This is a genomic window from Paenirhodobacter sp. CAU 1674 (genome assembly GCF_029222945.1).
Lineage (GTDB): Bacteria > Pseudomonadota > Alphaproteobacteria > Rhodobacterales > Rhodobacteraceae > Rhodobacter.
In genome coordinates this window covers 38781-54094 of the sequence record NZ_JARHUH010000010.1, presented here as the reverse complement: position 1 = coordinate 54094, position 15314 = coordinate 38781, and the positions used below count along the sequence as shown (strand labels likewise).

15 protein-coding genes are annotated in these 15314 nt (G+C 64.7%); 10 read left to right on the top strand and 5 right to left on the bottom strand.

Annotated features, from left to right (window positions below; genetic code table 11):
* Positions 1 to 55 precede the first annotated feature (55 nt).
* Positions 56 to 490 (bottom strand): CBS domain-containing protein, encoded by a 435-nt coding sequence (locus tag P2G62_RS14415; RefSeq protein WP_275735609.1) that lies wholly within the window; start codon positions 488 to 490, stop codon positions 56 to 58.
* A gap of 56 nt (positions 491 to 546) precedes the next feature.
* Complete coding sequence (locus P2G62_RS14410) at positions 547 to 1470, bottom strand: LysR family transcriptional regulator (RefSeq protein WP_275735608.1); 924 nt, start codon at positions 1468 to 1470, stop codon at positions 547 to 549.
* Positions 1471 to 1586: 116 nt separating this feature from the next.
* On the opposite strand from P2G62_RS14410, the gene P2G62_RS14405 reads away from it, so the two are divergent.
* From P2G62_RS14405 to P2G62_RS14365, 9 genes are all read left to right on the top strand, one after another.
* Complete coding sequence (locus P2G62_RS14405) at positions 1587 to 3086, top strand: CoA-acylating methylmalonate-semialdehyde dehydrogenase (protein ID WP_275735607.1); 1500 nt, start codon at positions 1587 to 1589, stop codon at positions 3084 to 3086.
* Between the two features lie 223 nt (positions 3087 to 3309).
* Positions 3310 to 4455, top strand: coding sequence for an acyl-CoA dehydrogenase family protein (locus P2G62_RS14400; RefSeq protein ID WP_275735606.1), 1146 nt, complete (start codon positions 3310 to 3312; stop codon positions 4453 to 4455).
* A complete protein-coding gene (locus P2G62_RS14395; protein WP_275735605.1) occupies positions 4455 to 5504 on the top strand; it encodes an enoyl-CoA hydratase/isomerase family protein in 1050 nt (349 codons plus the stop codon). Before P2G62_RS14400 ends, P2G62_RS14395 begins: the two co-directional genes overlap by 1 nt.
* A gap of 30 nt (positions 5505 to 5534) precedes the next feature.
* On the top strand, positions 5535 to 6410 hold the full coding sequence (gene mmsB, locus P2G62_RS14390; protein ID WP_275735604.1) for a 3-hydroxyisobutyrate dehydrogenase: 876 nt from the start codon (positions 5535 to 5537) through the stop codon (positions 6408 to 6410).
* A 99-nt stretch (positions 6411 to 6509) separates the two neighbouring features.
* Positions 6510 to 6941, top strand: a complete 432-nt coding sequence (locus P2G62_RS14385) for a hypothetical protein (RefSeq protein ID WP_275735603.1) — start codon at positions 6510 to 6512, stop codon at positions 6939 to 6941.
* A 59-nt stretch (positions 6942 to 7000) separates the two neighbouring features.
* The gene (locus P2G62_RS14380; RefSeq protein WP_275735602.1) at positions 7001 to 7660 is read left to right on the top strand and encodes a Crp/Fnr family transcriptional regulator; all 660 of its coding nucleotides are present in this window, start codon (positions 7001 to 7003) and stop codon (positions 7658 to 7660) included.
* Positions 7661 to 7804: 144 nt separating this feature from the next.
* Positions 7805 to 8008, top strand: coding sequence for a DUF2892 domain-containing protein (locus tag P2G62_RS14375; protein WP_275735601.1), 204 nt, complete (start codon positions 7805 to 7807; stop codon positions 8006 to 8008).
* A 155-nt stretch (positions 8009 to 8163) separates the two neighbouring features.
* Positions 8164 to 8520, top strand: a complete 357-nt coding sequence (locus tag P2G62_RS14370) for an excinuclease ABC subunit A (RefSeq protein WP_275735600.1) — start codon at positions 8164 to 8166, stop codon at positions 8518 to 8520.
* A 71-nt stretch (positions 8521 to 8591) separates the two neighbouring features.
* Positions 8592 to 8876 carry a hypothetical protein gene (locus P2G62_RS14365; protein ID WP_275735599.1) on the top strand — a complete coding sequence of 95 codons (285 nt, stop codon included), beginning with the start codon at positions 8592 to 8594 and terminating at the stop codon, positions 8874 to 8876.
* A 128-nt stretch (positions 8877 to 9004) separates the two neighbouring features.
* Here P2G62_RS14365 and uvrA read toward each other — a convergent pair whose 3' ends face one another.
* Complete coding sequence (uvrA, locus tag P2G62_RS14360; protein ID WP_275735598.1) at positions 9005 to 11878, bottom strand: excinuclease ABC subunit UvrA; 2874 nt, start codon at positions 11876 to 11878, stop codon at positions 9005 to 9007.
* Between the two features lie 293 nt (positions 11879 to 12171).
* On the opposite strand from uvrA, the gene P2G62_RS14355 reads away from it, so the two are divergent.
* A complete protein-coding gene (locus tag P2G62_RS14355) occupies positions 12172 to 12546 on the top strand; it encodes a rhodanese-like domain-containing protein (protein ID WP_275735597.1) in 375 nt (124 codons plus the stop codon).
* 79 nt (positions 12547 to 12625) lie between these two features.
* Here the strand turns inward: P2G62_RS14355 and P2G62_RS14350 are convergent, their stop codons facing one another.
* On the bottom strand, positions 12626 to 13786 hold the full coding sequence (locus P2G62_RS14350) for an MFS transporter (protein ID WP_275735596.1): 1161 nt from the start codon (positions 13784 to 13786) through the stop codon (positions 12626 to 12628).
* A gap of 98 nt (positions 13787 to 13884) precedes the next feature.
* Positions 13885 to 15279, bottom strand: a complete 1395-nt coding sequence (gene lpdA / locus P2G62_RS14345) for a dihydrolipoyl dehydrogenase (protein WP_275735595.1) — start codon at positions 15277 to 15279, stop codon at positions 13885 to 13887.
* Between the last annotated feature and the right edge of the window lie 35 nt (positions 15280 to 15314).

Sequence of the window (15314 nt, the reverse complement as noted above, 5' to 3'; positions counted from 1 at the left end):
GCACGCAACAATATTGCGCGCCCGAATGCAAGCACCCTCTTGCCGCAGCGCGGCGTCAGTTGCCCATAATCATGCCCGTGAGGGCCTCTTTTTCCATGTGCAACTCTTGCAGGCGGGCCGCGATGACGTCCCGAATCGAGATCAGGCCGACCATTTCATCGCCTTCCATCACCGGCATATGGCGGAAACCGCCGCTGCTCATCACCTCGGTGACACGGGCGGTGGTATCGGTGCGCGCGCAGCCGATCGCGTTTTTTGTCATAATCTCATCGACCGGAATCGTCAGCACCGCAGCCCCGCGCCGCCCCAGTTCGCGCACCACGTCGCGTTCCGACACGATCCCGTCCACATGTTTGCCATCGCGCGAGATGATCAGCGCGCCGATCTTGCGTTGCGACAGGATTTCAGCCACCGCGCCCACGCTGGTGCCCGGAACGACCGTGACCACGCCATCGTCGCCCTTGGATTTCAGAATCTGCAAAACCTGCATCGCAACCTCCCCTTTGCTTCGCTTCTATCCCAGCGTCACCGGAGTGCGACAATCTGTCAAGCGGCAGTGATAGCGTTAACGCAACTTGTGGCTGCAAGCGCTTCCAGCCGGGCGACCTCGGCGCGCAGCCCCTGCCCCAAGGCCTCGGCCAGCCGCGTCAACCGTTCCGAGCGGCGGTCGTCGGCATGGCGGATCAGCCAGAACGCGCGGGTCAGCGCAATCTGATCGGGCAGCACCCGCACCACCCCCGGCGTGAAGGGAATCGCGAAATCATGCACGATCGCCAGCCCCGCGCCCGCGCGCACCATCTGCATCTGCACCGAGACCGAATTGGAGGCCAGCCCGACCGTCTCGCAGCCGGTTTCGGCAAAGTAATCCAGTTCCTTGTCAAAGATCATGTCGGGGATATAGCCGATCATCCGGTGCCCGCGCAGATCGGCCTTGCCGGCGATGGGGTGGGAACGGTCCAGATAATCGCGATGCGCGGCCAGATGCAGTTGATAATCCGTCAGCCGCTGCACCGTCAGCCGCCCGGCCGAGGGCGGCGAGACCGCGATCGCCATGTCGGCCTCGCGCTTGGACAGGTTGAACACCCGCGGCAAGGCCACGATCTGGATCTCCAGCCCCGGGTTGGCGTCGCAGATCGCCGCGCAGACCTGCGGCAGCAGGTAGTTCGCGCAACCATCCGGCGCCCCGATCCGCAACTGGCCGGTCAGCCGCCCGGCATTGCCGCCCAGCTCCTCTGCCGCCCCGGCAAGCGCCGCCTCGGCGCGTTCGGCATGCGGCAGCAGCCGCGACCCGGCTTCGGTCAGCGCATAGCCCTGCGGCGATTTCAGGAACAGTTTCGCGCCGATCCCGTCTTCCAGCCGCGCGATCCGCCGCCCCACCGTGGCCGCGTCGCATTTCAGCACCCGCCCCGCGCCGGACAGGCTCTCGGCCCGTGCAACAGCCAGAAAAATGCGCAGGTCATCCCAATCCATGCGGCATCCCCCCTTTGAAAGTTTTGCAATAATGCAAAACACCTTTGCCAGACTTCCCCTTTATTTGGCATTTTCGCAAGAATAAACTTCCGCCAGACAATCCTTGGGAGGATAGCATGAAAGAGATCGGTCACTGGATTAACGGCAAGCTGGTTGCGGGCACCTCGGGACGTTTCGCCGATGTGTTCAACCCGGCCACCGGGGAACAGCAGGCAAAAGTTGCGCTGGCCACGCCCGCCGAACTGGATGCCGCCGTGGCGGATGCCGAAAAGGCGCAGGTCGCCTGGGCCGCCACCAACCCGCAGCGCCGCGCGCGGGTGATGATGAAATTCGCCGATCTGATCAATCAGCACATGGACGAGCTGGCCGAGCTGGTCTCGCTCGAACACGGCAAGACCCTGCCCGATGCGCGCGGTGACGTGCAGCGCGGGCTCGAGGTGATCGAGGTCTGTATGGGCGCGCCCGCGCTGCTGAAGGGTGAATATACCGATGGCGCCGGCCCGGGCATCGACATCTATTCGATGCGTCAGCCGCTGGGCGTCGTTGCCGGCATCACGCCGTTCAACTTCCCGGCGATGATCCCGCTGTGGAAAATGGGCCCGGCGCTGAGCGCGGGCAACGCGATGATCCTGAAACCGTCCGAGCGTTGCCCCTCGACCTCGATCCGTCTGGCGCAACTGGCACAGGAAGCGGGCCTGCCCGATGGCGTGCTGCAGGTGGTGAACGGCGACAAGGACGTGGTCGACGCGATCCTCGACAATGAAACCGTGCAGGCCGTGGGCTTCGTCGGCTCCACCCCGATCGCGCAATACATCTATGGCCGCGCGGCCAATAACGGCAAGCGCGCGCAGTGCTTCGGCGGCGCGAAGAACCACATGATCATCATGCCCGACGCCGACATGGACAAGGCCGCCGACGCGCTGGTGGGTGCCTCGATGGGCGCTGCGGGCGAACGCTGCATGGCGATCTCGGTCGCGGTTCCGGTGGGCGAAGGCACCGCCGAAGCGCTGATCGAGCGTCTGGTGCCGAAGATCGACAAGCTGAAAGTCGGCCCCTATACCGGCGGCGCCGATGTGGACTTCGGCCCCGTCATCACGGCCCAGGCCAAGGCCCGGATCGAAGGCCTGATCAGCTCGGGCGTGGATGCCGGCGCGACGCTGGTCGTCGACGGCCGCAACCTGAACATCCAGGGCTATGAGAACGGCTATTACGTCGGCCCGACGCTGTTCGACAACGTCACCCCCGACATGGACATCTATACCCAGGAAATCTTTGGCCCGGTGCTGTCGATGGTGCGTCAGGACAGCTATGAAGACGCGCTCAAGCTGGTGATGGACAACGAATTCGGCAACGGCACCTCGATCTTCACCGCCGATGGCGACACTGCCCGCGATTACGCCAGCCGCGTCAATGTCGGCATGGTCGGCATCAACTTCCCGATCCCGGTGCCGCTGAGCTACTACACCTTCGGCGGCTGGAAGAAATCGGCCTTCGGCGACCTGAACCAATACGGCCCCGATGCCTTCCGCTTCTACACGAAAACCAAGACCGTCACCGCGCGCTGGTTCTCGGGGATCAAGGACGGCGTGGCGCTGAACTTCAAGGCGCTCGACTAAGATCAGACGGGCCGCGCCCTGCGGGGCGCGGCTTGCCTCCGGCGGGGATATTTTTACCAAGCTGAAACAGCCCCTTTTGCGTTTTCATCTTGGTCAAAATATCCCGGGGTGAATTTTGCCGCAGGCAAAAGAGGGGCAGCGCCCCTGCCCTTCGCCTTGCAAAATTCGTGCAAGGTTTGCCAATTAAACAGATGTTCATTTCCAAAGTTTCGGGGAGGAAACCATGGATTTTGCGCTGAGCGAAGAACAGCAGGCGATTTTCGATATGGCCTATGCCTTCGGGCAAGAGCATATCGCCCCCTTCGCGCGGGACTGGGAAGCGGCCGGCACGATCCCGAAAGAGCTGTGGTCCAAGGTGGCCGAGCTGGGCCTTGGCGGGATCTATGTCTCGGAAGAATTTGGCGGATCGGGGCTCACGCGGCTTGATGCGACGCTGGTGTTCGAAGCGCTGGCGATGGCCTGCCCGGCGGTGGGCAGCTTCCTGTCGATCCACAACATGTGCGGCGGGATGATCGACAAGTTCGGCACGCCCGAAGACAAGGCGCGCTGGCTGCCGCAGCTGTGTTCGATGGAAAAGATCTTCTCCTACTGCCTGACCGAGCCGGGCTCGGGGTCGGACGCGGCGGCGCTGCGCACCCGGGCCGTGCGCGGCGATGCGGGCTGGGTTCTGAACGGCTCGAAAGCCTTCATCTCGGGCGGCGGCTATTCCGATGTCTATGTCACCATGGTGCGCACCGGCGATGATGGCCCCAAGGGGATTTCGACGGTAATCGTCGAGGACGGCACCCCCGGGCTGAGCTTTGGCGGGCTGGAAGACAAGATGGGCTGGCGTGCGCAGCCGACCGCGCAGGTGCAGTTCGACGATTGTGCGGTGCCTGCCGAAAACCTGCTGGGCGAAGAGGGCAAGGGATTTGTCTACGCGATGGCCGGGCTGGATGGCGGGCGGCTCAACATCGCGGCCTCGGCGCTTGGCGGCGCGCAGGCGGCGCTGAACGCGACGCTGAATTACATGGGCGAGCGCAAGGCCTTCGGCAAATCGCTCGATCAGTTCCAGGCGCTGCAATTCCGTCTGGCCGAGCAGGAGGTCAAGCTGCAATCGGCCCGGATCTTCCTGCGCCAAGCGGCGTGGAAGCTGGACAACAAGGCCCCGGATGCCACAAAGTTCTGCGCGATGGCAAAGCTTTATGTGACGGACGCGGCGTTTGACGTGGCCAACCAGTGCCTGCAACTGCATGGCGGTTATGGCTATCTGGCCGATTACGGGATCGAGAAGCTGGTGCGCGACTTGCGCGTGCATCAGATTCTGGAAGGCACCAATGAAATCATGCGGCTGATCGTCGGCCGCGCATTGCTGGCGGAGCGCGGCTGATGACAGAGCTTCCGACGATGATCGCCCGCAAGGAAGGCCGCGTCGGGCGGCTGACCTTCAATCGCACGGCGGCGCTCAATGCGCTGGATCACGAGATGGCCGTGGTGATTGAAGACGCGCTGGACCGCTGGCGCGACGATGCCGAGGTCGCCGCCGTCCTGATCGACGCCGCAGGCGACAGGGCGTTTTGCGCGGGCGGCGATATCGCCGCGATCTATCACGAGGGCCGCAAGGGCGATTTCGAGATCGGCCCGCGCTTCTGGCGCGACGAATACCGGATGAACGCGAAGATCGCCGAATATCCCAAGCCGATCGTGGCCTTCATGCAGGGCTTCGTGATGGGCGGCGGCGTGGGCGTCGGCGGCCACGCCAGCCACCGCATCGTCGGCGACAGCACCCAGATCGCCATGCCCGAGACCGGCATCGGCCTGATCCCGGATGTGGGCGGCACGCTGATCCTGGCGCGGGCGCCGGGGCATGTGGGCGAATATCTGGGCCTGACCGGCGGGCGGATCGGCGCGGCCGATGCGATCTATGCGGGGTTCGCCGATCTTTATGTGCCCGAGGCGGAATGGGAGGCGCTGAAGGCGCAGCTGATCGCGACCGGCGATCCGGGCATCCTGCCGCCGGGCGGGCAGCCCGCGCAGCCCGGCCAGCTCGCTGCACAGCGTGTTGAAATCGACGCGGCCTTCGGCGCGCCGGATCTGCATGCCATCCTTGCGGCGTTGGAGGCTTCGGGCACCGAATTCGCCGCGGCCGCGTTGAAAACCCTGCGGCGCAACTCGGCCCTGTCCGAGGCGGCGACCCTGGCCCTGGTGCGGATGACGCGGGCGAACCCCACCATTCGCGCCGCGCTGGAGAATGAATTCCGCTTCACCCTGCGCGCGGTCGAACATGCCGAATTTCTGGAAGGCGTGCGCGCCCAGATCATCGACAAAGACCGCAAGCCGCAGTGGAAATACACGCATGACACGCTGCCCGACGCGGTGGTCGCGGCGCTTCTGGCGCCGCTGCCCGCGCAATGGCGGATCGACTTTGCCGACGCCTGACGCGGCGGCCGGACTTTTGGGGAGGATAGTATGAACGTCGGATTTATCGGACTTGGGAACATGGGTGGGCCGATGGCGGCCAATCTGGTCAAGGCAGGCCATGCGGTGACGGGGTTTGACCTGACCGCCCCCTGCCCCGAGGGCGTGACCCGCGCCGAAAGCGCCGCAGCGGCCGCACAGGGCGCCGATGTGGTCATCACCATGCTGCCCAACGGCGCGATCCTGCGCGCCGTGGCGGCCGAGGTGATCCCGGCGATGAAGCCCGGTGCGGTGCTGTGCGATTGCTCGACCGTCGATGTGGACAGCGCGCGCGCCGTGGCCGAAGAGGCCGCCGCAGCGGGGCTGAGCGCGCTGGACGCGCCCGTTTCGGGCGGGGTCGGTGGCGCCACCAACGGCACGCTGACCTTCATGGTCGGCGGCCCGGATGCGGCCTTCGCCACGGTCAAGCCGCTGTTTGACATCATGGGTCAGAAGGCCGTGCACTGCGGGGCCGCGGGCGCCGGGCAATCCGCCAAGATCTGCAACAACATGATCCTGGGCGTGACGATGATCGCCACCTGCGAGGCTTTCGCGCTGGCCGACAAGCTGGGCCTTGACCGGCAGAAGATGTTCGACGTGGTCTCGACCTCGTCGGGGTACAGCTGGTCGATGAACGCCTATTGCCCGGCCCCGGGCGTGGGGCCGACGACGCCCGCAGACAACGGCTACAAACCCGGCTTCGCGGCCGAGCTGATGCTGAAAGACCTGCGGCTGAGCCAGCAGGCCGCCGACAGCGCCGATGCGGACACCCCGATGGGGCAACTGGCCACCGCACTCTATACCCAGTTCGTCGAGGCAGAGAACGGCCGCGGCATGGATTTTTCGGCGATGCTGCCGCGGTTCGAGGGGCGCGGCCGGCAAGGCTGAGCGACGATCCGCGCGAACCGCAGGACATGACCGGGGCGGGCGACGGAAATCGCCCGCCCCGACGTTCATCTTGAAGCTCAGTCTTCGAGGAGAGCAGAGATGACGAGAATCATGACGAAACTGACCCTGGCCTCCATGGCGGGGGTTCTGGCACTGGGGCTGTCGGCCCCGTTTGCACAGGCACAACCGAAGGGCCAGCAAATCCCGCCCGGATGCGTCCTGCTGCCCAATGGCAAGTTGCAATGCAATAACGCCAGCGGCAAACAGGCGGTCCCGGCAATTCAGAACCGCGACCAGAATACGGTGCGCCAACAAAACCGGCAGCAGAACAAGGTTCAGGCCCATGTGATGCCGCGCATCGGCGCCTCGGCCAAGGGGGCGCCGATCTTTCAGCAGGCCAAGATCAGCCGTCTGCCCAAGCCCCCCGCCCATCAGCATTACCGGGTGCTCGACGGCACCATCGTGCGCGTTGACAGTGATACGCTGAAGGTCATCGCGGTGATGGGGCTGATGAGCGATTTGATGAAATGAGAACCGGATGCGGCGGTGCGGGTGCTTGCGCCCGCCCGCCGAGGCGCTACAACCGGCGCATGACCGACTGGATTTCGCACACCCCCGCGCTCGATGCGCTTGACGCGCCCTCGCGCGCCCGGCTTGCGGGGCTGCCGCAGCAGACCTTGCCGCGCGGCACCGTGCTGTTTCGCCCCGGCGATGCGGTCGAGGGCTTCGCCATCGTTCTGTCGGGCCGGATCGAGGTGTTCCTGACCGGCGCGGGCGGGCGTGAATTGCTGCTTTATGCGGTCGAGCCCGGCCAAAGCTGCGTGCAGACGACGCTCGGGCTCTTGGGCGAGGCGCCCTATTCGACCGAGGCGATCACCGCACAGGAAACCGAAGTGGTGATGATCCCGCGCCCGTTGTTCCGTGCGCTGATGGACAGCGCCCCGGCCTTTCGTCAACTGGTCTTTGCGGCTTTCGCGGAACGGATGGGAGGGATGATCCAGCTGATGGAGCGGGTCTCTTTCCAGTCCGTGGAATGCCGTCTGGCCGACTGGCTTTGCACCCGGGCCGAGGGCGGCCGCGTGCAGGCCACCCAGGCCGAGATCGCCACCCAGATCGGATCGGCCCGCGAGGTCGTCTCGCGCAGGCTCGATGCCTTTGCCCGCCGCGGCTGGGTGCAGACCGAACGCGGCGCGGTGGTGCTGACCGACCCCGGCGCCTTGCGCCGATTGGCGCTGAGCGAAGGCGGCTGAGGTCCCGACTGGCCAGCCCGCACCGTGCCCGACTGCGTGATCATGTCACAGACGCCATGCCCAAGCCGTGCTAGGGTCATCTGACCGAGGGCACACAAGGCTGCGTGCCCCAGCGGCCTGAAACGCGCAAGACTGGAGATACACATGTTCAAAAGCAATGTCGGCGGGATGGATCGCATCCTGCGCATCGTTGTCGGCCTCGCCCTGCTGGCGGGCTTTTTCCTCAACGCCGAAGCGACCTATCGCTGGGCCTATCTGATCGGCATCGTGCCGCTGGCCACCGGCCTGCTGGGCACCTGCCCGCTTTATTCGATCTTCGGACTGAACACCTGCCCGATGAAGAAATAAGCCCTTGCCCCCGCCCGACCGCAACGGGCCGGGCGGGGGCGAAAAGGCATGGTGCGCGGAACCTTGCGCAATCACCAGGCGTTGAATTGGCGCCCGTGGATTGAAACTTTATCTGTGGGCCAGATAATCGCAGCAGAACAAGGCAGACCGACATCATGACCCACCTTGCCCATATCCTGATCGGGGCGTCGCTCGCCCTCGCCCCGGCGGCCGCCTTGGCCGACAAACCCAACAAGCATGGTCACGACCATGGTTTCGTGCAGGTCGCGCAGGGCTGCCCGCCCGGGCTGGCCAAAAAGAACAACGGCTGCCTGCCCCCCGGCCATGCGAAACGCATCTGGCAACGGGGAGAACGCATCGAGTCGGATTACATCGTGATCCGCGACCCCACGCGCTATCGCCTCGACCCGCGCCAGACCTATTGGCAAAGCGGCGACTACATCTATCGGGTGGACCGCGAAACCGGGAAGGTTCTGGCGCTGATCGGAGCGATTTCTGCACTGGTCAATTGATGGCTCTGGCCCGTCATATTCCCAGACTAGCGGCACTTCTTGCGCTCTCGGCGCCGGCCGGGGCGCAAGAAGTGCCCACGACCGGGACCGCCCCCGAATGCAGGGTTCTGTCCGCGACCGGCGACCGGTTTTGCAAGCAGGGCACACGCTGGGTGTTGTCCAATGCCACAGCGCCGGACTATGCCCCCGGCGATGCCTTCCCCGTTTACGAGCATTCCATGCTGATGGATCTGAAACGCCATGGTCTGCCCCCCGTCGACGGGCCATGGCGGTATTATCTGGTCAACGGCACGATCTACAAGGTATCCGCGGCCACCGCGACGGTTCTGGAAGTCGTCGGCCGCGCCCGCCGCTGAGCGATGGAAGAAGGCGTAGCCCCCCGGGCTTCGCCTCATGCGAATATTCAGGCCAGAAGAAACGGCCCTTTCATCTTTCCCAAGATACCTCGGGGGTAAGCGACCCTAGCCCGAGGCGGCAGCGCCCCCTATTCCGCCGCAGCCTTGATCCCCAGCATCGGGGCAAGATAGCGCCCCGTATGACTGCGCGGGTTCAGGGCAACCTCTTCAGGGGTGCCCTCGGCCACCACCTCGCCGCCGCCGTCGCCCCCCTCGGGGCCAATGTCGATGATCCAGTCGGCCGTCTTGATGACATCGAGGTTATGTTCGATCACCACCACGGTATTGCCCTGATCGACCAGACTGTGCAGCACCTCCAGCAGTTTGCGTACATCCTCGAAATGCAGGCCCGTCGTCGGTTCATCAAGGATATAAAGCGTGCGCCCCGTCGCGCGGCGGCTGAGTTCTTTCGACAGCTTGACGCGCTGTGCCTCGCCCCCCGACAGAGTGGTCGCCTGCTGGCCGACCTTGATATAGCCCAGCCCCACCTCGACCAGCGCATCCATCTTTTCGCGGATCGAGGGCACGGCCTTGAAAAACTCCTGCGCGTCTTCGACCGTCATATCAAGAACGTCGGCGATGCTCTTGTTCTTGAAGGTAACTTCCAGCGTTTCGCGGTTGTAGCGATGGCCCTTGCAGGTTTCGCATTCGACATAGACATCGGGCAGGAAGTGCATCTCGATCTTGATCACCCCGTCGCCCTGGCAGGCCTCGCAACGGCCACCCTTGACGTTGAAGCTGAACCGCCCCGGCTTGTAGCCGCGCGCCTTGGCCTCGGGCAGGCCTGCGAACCAGTCGCGGATCGGGGTGAAGGCGCCGGTATAGGTGGCCGGGTTCGAGCGCGGCGTGCGGCCGATCGGACGCTGGTCGATGTCGATCACCTTATCCAGATGTTCAAGCCCCTTGACCGTGTCGCAGGGCGCGGGCGTCTGGCGCGCGCCGTTGAGCCGCATGCTGGCGGTCTTGAACAGGGTCTCGATGGTCAGCGTGGACTTGCCGCCGCCCGACACCCCCGTGACGCAGACGAATTTTCCAAGCGGAAAATCGACCGTCACATCTTTCAAGTTGTTCCCGCAAGCCTTTACAACTGTTAGTTTTTTCTTGTTTCCCTTGCGCCGCTCGGCGGGTACTTCGATGCGCCGTGTGCCCGACAGATATTGCCCCGTCAGACTGGCCGGATCGGCGGCGATTTCAGCGGGCGTGCCCTGCGCCACCACCCGCCCGCCATGCACACCGGCACCCGGGCCGATGTCGAAAACGTAATCGGCGTGGCGGATCGCGTCTTCGTCATGTTCGACCACCAGCACCGAATTTCCCTGATCGCGCAGGTTCTTGAGCGTACCCAGAAGCCGGTCATTGTCGCGCTGATGCAGCCCGATCGAGGGTTCGTCGAGAACATAAAGCACCCCGGTCAACCCCGATCCGATCTGGCTGGCCAGCCGGATCCGCTGACTTTCGCCGCCCGACAAGGTGCCCGCCGCACGCGAAAGCGTCAGGTAATCGAGCCCGACATTCACAAGAAATCCAAGGCGTTCGCGGATTTCCTTGAGGATCGCATGGGCGATTTCATTCTTCTGTTTGCTCAGCGAGGCGGGCACGGTCGCGATCCAGGCGAAGGCCTCCTTAATCGACATCTCGACCACCTGACCGATATGCAGACCGCCGATCTTCACCGCCAGCGCCTCCGGCTTCAGCCGGTAACCATGGCAGGCGCCGCAGGGACGATTGTTCTGATAGCGCTCCATCTCCTCGCGCGACCAGGCGCTGTCGGTCTCGCGATAGCGGCGCTCCATGTTCGGGACGATGCCTTCGAAGGTGCGGCTGACCTCATAGACACGACCGCCTTCATCGAAGCGGAACCGGATCTCGTCCTCGCCCGAACCATACAGGAAAAGCATCTGAACTTCGGCGGGCAAGTCCTTCCACTGCTTGCGTTTATCGAAACCGTAATGTTTCGCCAGCGCGTCGATGGTCTGGGTGAAATAGGGGCTTTTCGACTTGGCCCAAGGTGCCAGCGCCCCCTGCGCCAGGGTCAGCGTGACATCGGGCACCACCAAGCGTTCGTCGAAGAACAGCTCGACCCCAAGCCCGTCGCAGACCGGGCAGGCCCCGAAGGGCGCGTTGAAGGAAAACAGCCGCGGCTCGATTTCCGGGATGGTGAAGCCCGACACCGGACAGGCGAATTTCTCGCTGAAGGTCAGTTTCAGCGGCTCCTGCCCCGCCTCCAACTGCTCGGCGCTCAGCGCTTCTTCGAACAGCGTGATCCCGTCAGCCAGATTCAGCGCGGTGCGCAGACTGTCGGCCAGCCGCGTTTCCAGGCCTTCGCGTACCACGATCCGGTCCACCACCACGTCGATATTGTGGCGGAACTTCTTGTCCAGAACGGGCGGTTCCTCAAGCTCGTAGAACGCGCCGTTGACCTTGACGCGCTGAAAGCCCTGCTTGTGCAGTTCTATGAATTCCTTGCGGTATTCGCCCTTGCGGTCGCGCACGATGGGCGCAAGCAGATAGCCGCGCGTACCCTCGGGCAGCGCCATGATCCGGTCGACCATGTCCTGCACCTGCTGTGCCTCGATCGGCAGGCCGGTCGCGGGGCTGTAGGGGGTGCCGGCGCGCGCGAACAGCAGGCGCATGTAGTCGTAGATCTCGGTCACGGTGCCGACGGTCGAGCGCGGGTTCTTCGAGGTGGTCTTCTGCTCGATGGAAATCGCCGGGCTCAGCCCCGAGATATGGTCGACATCGGGCTTGCCCATCATGTCGAGGAACTGCCGGGCATAGGCCGACAGACTTTCGACATAGCGGCGCTGGCCTTCGGCATAGATCGTGTCGAAGGCAAGGCTGGACTTGCCGGAGCCCGAGAGGCCGGTGATAACCACGAACTGATCGCGCGGAATATCCAGATCAACGCCCTTGAGGTTGTGCTCGCGCGCGCCGCGCACCTCGATGAACTTCTGCTCGGCCATGACTGCCCCCGTTTCCACCCTCCCTAGATAGGCGAGCGCGGGCGAGTCTCCAACCCAAATATGCGAACGAAGGGGGAACTTTTGGCGGGAAACACGGGCTTGCTGCGTTTCGCGCCGCTTCGTCCTGCGCCCGCGATTTCAGCGCCCCGGCCAACAGACGGCCCCCGGCATCACTCATTCCGTTTTGTGAATACAAATTTAGCTGCGATGCAGCATTTCCTCTTGATTTGCGCCCCCCATCTGACCACATCAGGGCAAACGGGGCCCTGGACCCCTCAGCGAAAGGTAACGCGATGTTCAACTTCCTTCGTCCCTCGGCCCCCGGCGGCGCGCGTGTGGAGCGGATCAATCCCAAAGACGCGGTGGCCAAGGTGGCTGCGGGCGAGATCACGCTGATCGACGTGCGTGACGGGATGGAACTGCGCGCGAGCGGCAAGGCCGCAGGGGCGCTGCATGTGCCGCTGATGGCGCTGAAGATGAAATGCGATCCGGCCAGCCCGGAATGCCTGAAAGACCTTTCGCTGGACAAGCCGGTGGCGGTCTATTGCGCTTCGGGGGCGCGCAGCCAGGGCGCGGGGCAGATGCTGCTGCAAATGGGCTACAAGACGGTTTACAACCTCGGCGGGCTTTATGACTGGCACGCGGCCGGCGGCGCAATCGAGCGGTAACAGCGGACGCCGGGGGCTGCCCGCCCCCAGACCCTTGCGAGATATTTTCGCAAGCTGAAAAAAGGGCCTCGCCCGCCGGTCAGAAGCGGGTGCGGCGGCGGCGCAGCCAAACATGCACCGCAATCCCGCCCAGACAGAGCGGCAGCGTAAACAGCGTCAGCGCGGCGGGCCCCAGCTGCGCAGCCAGCGCCAGCAGCACGGGCGTGCCCAGCGTGGTGCCGACATTTCCCAGCTGCGCAATGGCCCCCGCCGCCCGGGCGCGCGCTTCGGGTGTCGGGTTCAGTTCGGGGATGGCCGCGAAGCTGGCGCCCTGCACCAGCCCAAGGCTGGCCGAAATCAGCAGCGCCGCGCCGACCTGCCCCAGCCCCGAAGCCAGCAGCCACAGCAATGCCGCCAGCGCGCCCCCGGCGAAACCGATCTGCACCACCCGCACCGCGCCCAGGCGCCGGGTCAGCGCGACCCCGACGCCCAGCGAGCTGGCGATCGAGACAAGCGGCATCACGGTGGCGGTCAGCGCGCGGAACTGCGGCGCGACAAGCCCCGGCACCAGCGTCAGCGCAGCCACGAAGATCAGCGTGTAGAAGACAAACCCCATGGCAGGCGCGGCGACGCTCGGGCTGGCATAGATCGCCCGCGTATCGCTCAGCAGCGCAGGCAGCCGCAGCGGCACCTGCGCAGGCTGGCGCGCCTCAGGCGGCAGCACCCGGACCAGCAGCGCCGCGGCCAGAACCATCAGCACCGCGTGAATGGCCCAGAGCGCAGCGGCACCATGGCTTTGCGCCAAAGGCAGGCCGAAAAGCGCTGTGACGGTGAAGGCCAGCCCGAAGAAGGTCGACCACAGGGTCATTGCAGCGGCCTGATCGCGCGGCGCGGCCGCCCCGGCGATCAGCACCGGCCCCGCCACCACGATTGCCAGATGGGCAAAACCTTCGAGCACGCGACTGGCAATCATCACGCCCAGCGGCAGCTGCAGGCATTGCAGCGCCGAAATCACCGCCCCGGCGATCAGCGCACCGATAATCAGCCGCCGCGCGCCCAGCCGCACCACCAAGAGCCCGGCGGTGGTGCCGAAGATCACCCCCACCACGCCCACGACCGAGACCACCAGGCCCAGCCGCGCCCCGGCCCCAGGCCAGAGCGTGGCAAGTTCGGGAAAGATCACGCCGATCTTGGAAAACTGCCCCGCCGCACAAAGCCCGGCAAACCACAGTGCGAAAACCGCCCCCCAGCGCGTCTGCATCGGATCATCCTTTGAAAATGGCAAAGGGCCCGACACCCGGGCCCTTTGCGGAATGTGCCGCGGCGCGGCGCGAGGTCAAGAAATTTCTGACCGAAAAGTCAGAAATGCAGGGCGCGCCCGTAGGCATCCAGAACCGCCTCGTGCATCATCTCGCTCAGCGTCGGATGCGGGAAGACGGTTTCCATCAGCTCGGCCTCGGTGGTTTCCAGCGTCCGGCCGATCACATAGCCCTGGATCATCTCGGTCACCTCGGCGCCGACCATATGCGCGCCCAAAAGCTCGCCGGTCTTGGCATCGAACACGGTTTTCACCAGCCCCTCGGGCTCGCCCAGGGCAATCGCCTTGCCGTTGCCCACGAAGGGGAAGCGGCCCACGCGCACCTCATGCCCCGCCTCTTTCGCCTTGGCCTCGGTCATGCCGACACTGGCGACCTGCGGGTGGCAATAGGTGCAGCCGGCAATCGAGCCCGGCTTGATCGGATGCGGGTGCTGGCCCGCGATCAGTTCGGCCACCATCACGCCTTCATGGCTGGCCTTGTGCGCCAGCCAGGGCGCACCCGCGATGTCGCCGATGGCATAAAGCCCCGCCACGCCCGTGCGGCAGTATTCATCGGTCACCACATGGGTGCGGTCGATCTTGACCCCCAACGCCTCGAGCCCCAGATTCTCGACATTGCCGACGATGCCGACGGCCGAAATCACCGTGTCGAATTCCGCTGTGGTGGTACCCTTGGCATCTTCCAGATGCGCCACGACCTTGCCGGTGCCACGGTCCAGTTTCTTGACCGTCGTCTTCTCAAGGATCGTCATGCCCTGCTTGACGAATTGCTTCTTCGCGAAGGCGCTGATTTCCGCATCCTCGACCGGCAGCACACGGTCCATCACCTCGACCACCGTGGTATCGGCGCCCAGCGTATTGAAGAAGCTGGCGAATTCGATGCCGATCGCGCCCGAGCCGATCACCAGCAGCTTTTTCGGCATGCGCTTGGGCACCAGCGCGTGCTTGTAGCTCCAGACCAGATCGCCGTCGGCCTCCAGCCCCGGCAAGGTGCGCGCCCGCGCGCCGGTGGCCAAAACGATGGATTTCGCGGTCAGCTCCTCGGTGCCCTTGTCCGTCTTGACCGAAACGACGCCCGGCTTGGGCAGCGTCGCCTCGCCCATGAAGACGGTGACCTTGTTCTTCTTCATCAGATGGCCGATGCCGCCCGACAGCTGCTTGGCAACCCCGCGAGAGCGCGCGACGACAGCATCCAGATCGAAGCCGATCTTGTCGGCGGACAGGCCGAATTCCTTGGCACGATGCATCAGGTGGAACACCTCGGCCGAGCGCAGCAGCGCCTTGGTCGGGATGCAGCCCCAGTTCAGGCAGATCCCGCCCAGATGCTCGCGCTCGACGATGGCGACGTTCAGCCCCAACTGTGCGCCCCGGATCGCAGCAACATAGCCGCCCGGACCCGCACCGATCACGATCATGTCGAAGCCTTTAGCGGCCATGGATCTTCCTCCGTCTGAAAACTAGTTTGATATTA

Excerpts from the sequence above, each read along its gene's own strand:
- P2G62_RS14415 (WP_275735609.1), bottom strand. The coding sequence starts at position 490 with ATGCAGGTTTTGCAGATTCTGAAATCCAAGGGCGACGATGGCGTGGTC.
- P2G62_RS14410 (WP_275735608.1), bottom strand. The coding sequence starts at position 1,470 with ATGGATTGGGATGACCTGCGCATTTTTCTGGCTGTTGCACGGGCCGAG.
- P2G62_RS14405 (WP_275735607.1), top strand. The coding sequence starts at position 1,587 with ATGAAAGAGATCGGTCACTGGATTAACGGCAAGCTGGTTGCGGGCACC.
- P2G62_RS14400 (WP_275735606.1), top strand. The coding sequence starts at position 3,310 with ATGGATTTTGCGCTGAGCGAAGAACAGCAGGCGATTTTCGATATGGCC.
- P2G62_RS14395 (WP_275735605.1), top strand. The coding sequence starts at position 4,455 with ATGACAGAGCTTCCGACGATGATCGCCCGCAAGGAAGGCCGCGTCGGG.
- mmsB (WP_275735604.1), top strand. The coding sequence starts at position 5,535 with ATGAACGTCGGATTTATCGGACTTGGGAACATGGGTGGGCCGATGGCG.
- P2G62_RS14385 (WP_275735603.1), top strand. The coding sequence starts at position 6,510 with ATGACGAGAATCATGACGAAACTGACCCTGGCCTCCATGGCGGGGGTT.
- P2G62_RS14380 (WP_275735602.1), top strand. The coding sequence starts at position 7,001 with ATGACCGACTGGATTTCGCACACCCCCGCGCTCGATGCGCTTGACGCG.
- P2G62_RS14375 (WP_275735601.1), top strand. The coding sequence starts at position 7,805 with ATGTTCAAAAGCAATGTCGGCGGGATGGATCGCATCCTGCGCATCGTT.
- P2G62_RS14370 (WP_275735600.1), top strand. The coding sequence starts at position 8,164 with ATGACCCACCTTGCCCATATCCTGATCGGGGCGTCGCTCGCCCTCGCC.
- uvrA (WP_275735598.1), bottom strand. The coding sequence starts at position 11,878 with ATGGCCGAGCAGAAGTTCATCGAGGTGCGCGGCGCGCGCGAGCACAAC.
- P2G62_RS14355 (WP_275735597.1), top strand. The coding sequence starts at position 12,172 with ATGTTCAACTTCCTTCGTCCCTCGGCCCCCGGCGGCGCGCGTGTGGAG.
- P2G62_RS14350 (WP_275735596.1), bottom strand. The coding sequence starts at position 13,786 with ATGCAGACGCGCTGGGGGGCGGTTTTCGCACTGTGGTTTGCCGGGCTT.
- lpdA (WP_275735595.1), bottom strand. The coding sequence starts at position 15,279 with ATGGCCGCTAAAGGCTTCGACATGATCGTGATCGGTGCGGGTCCGGGC.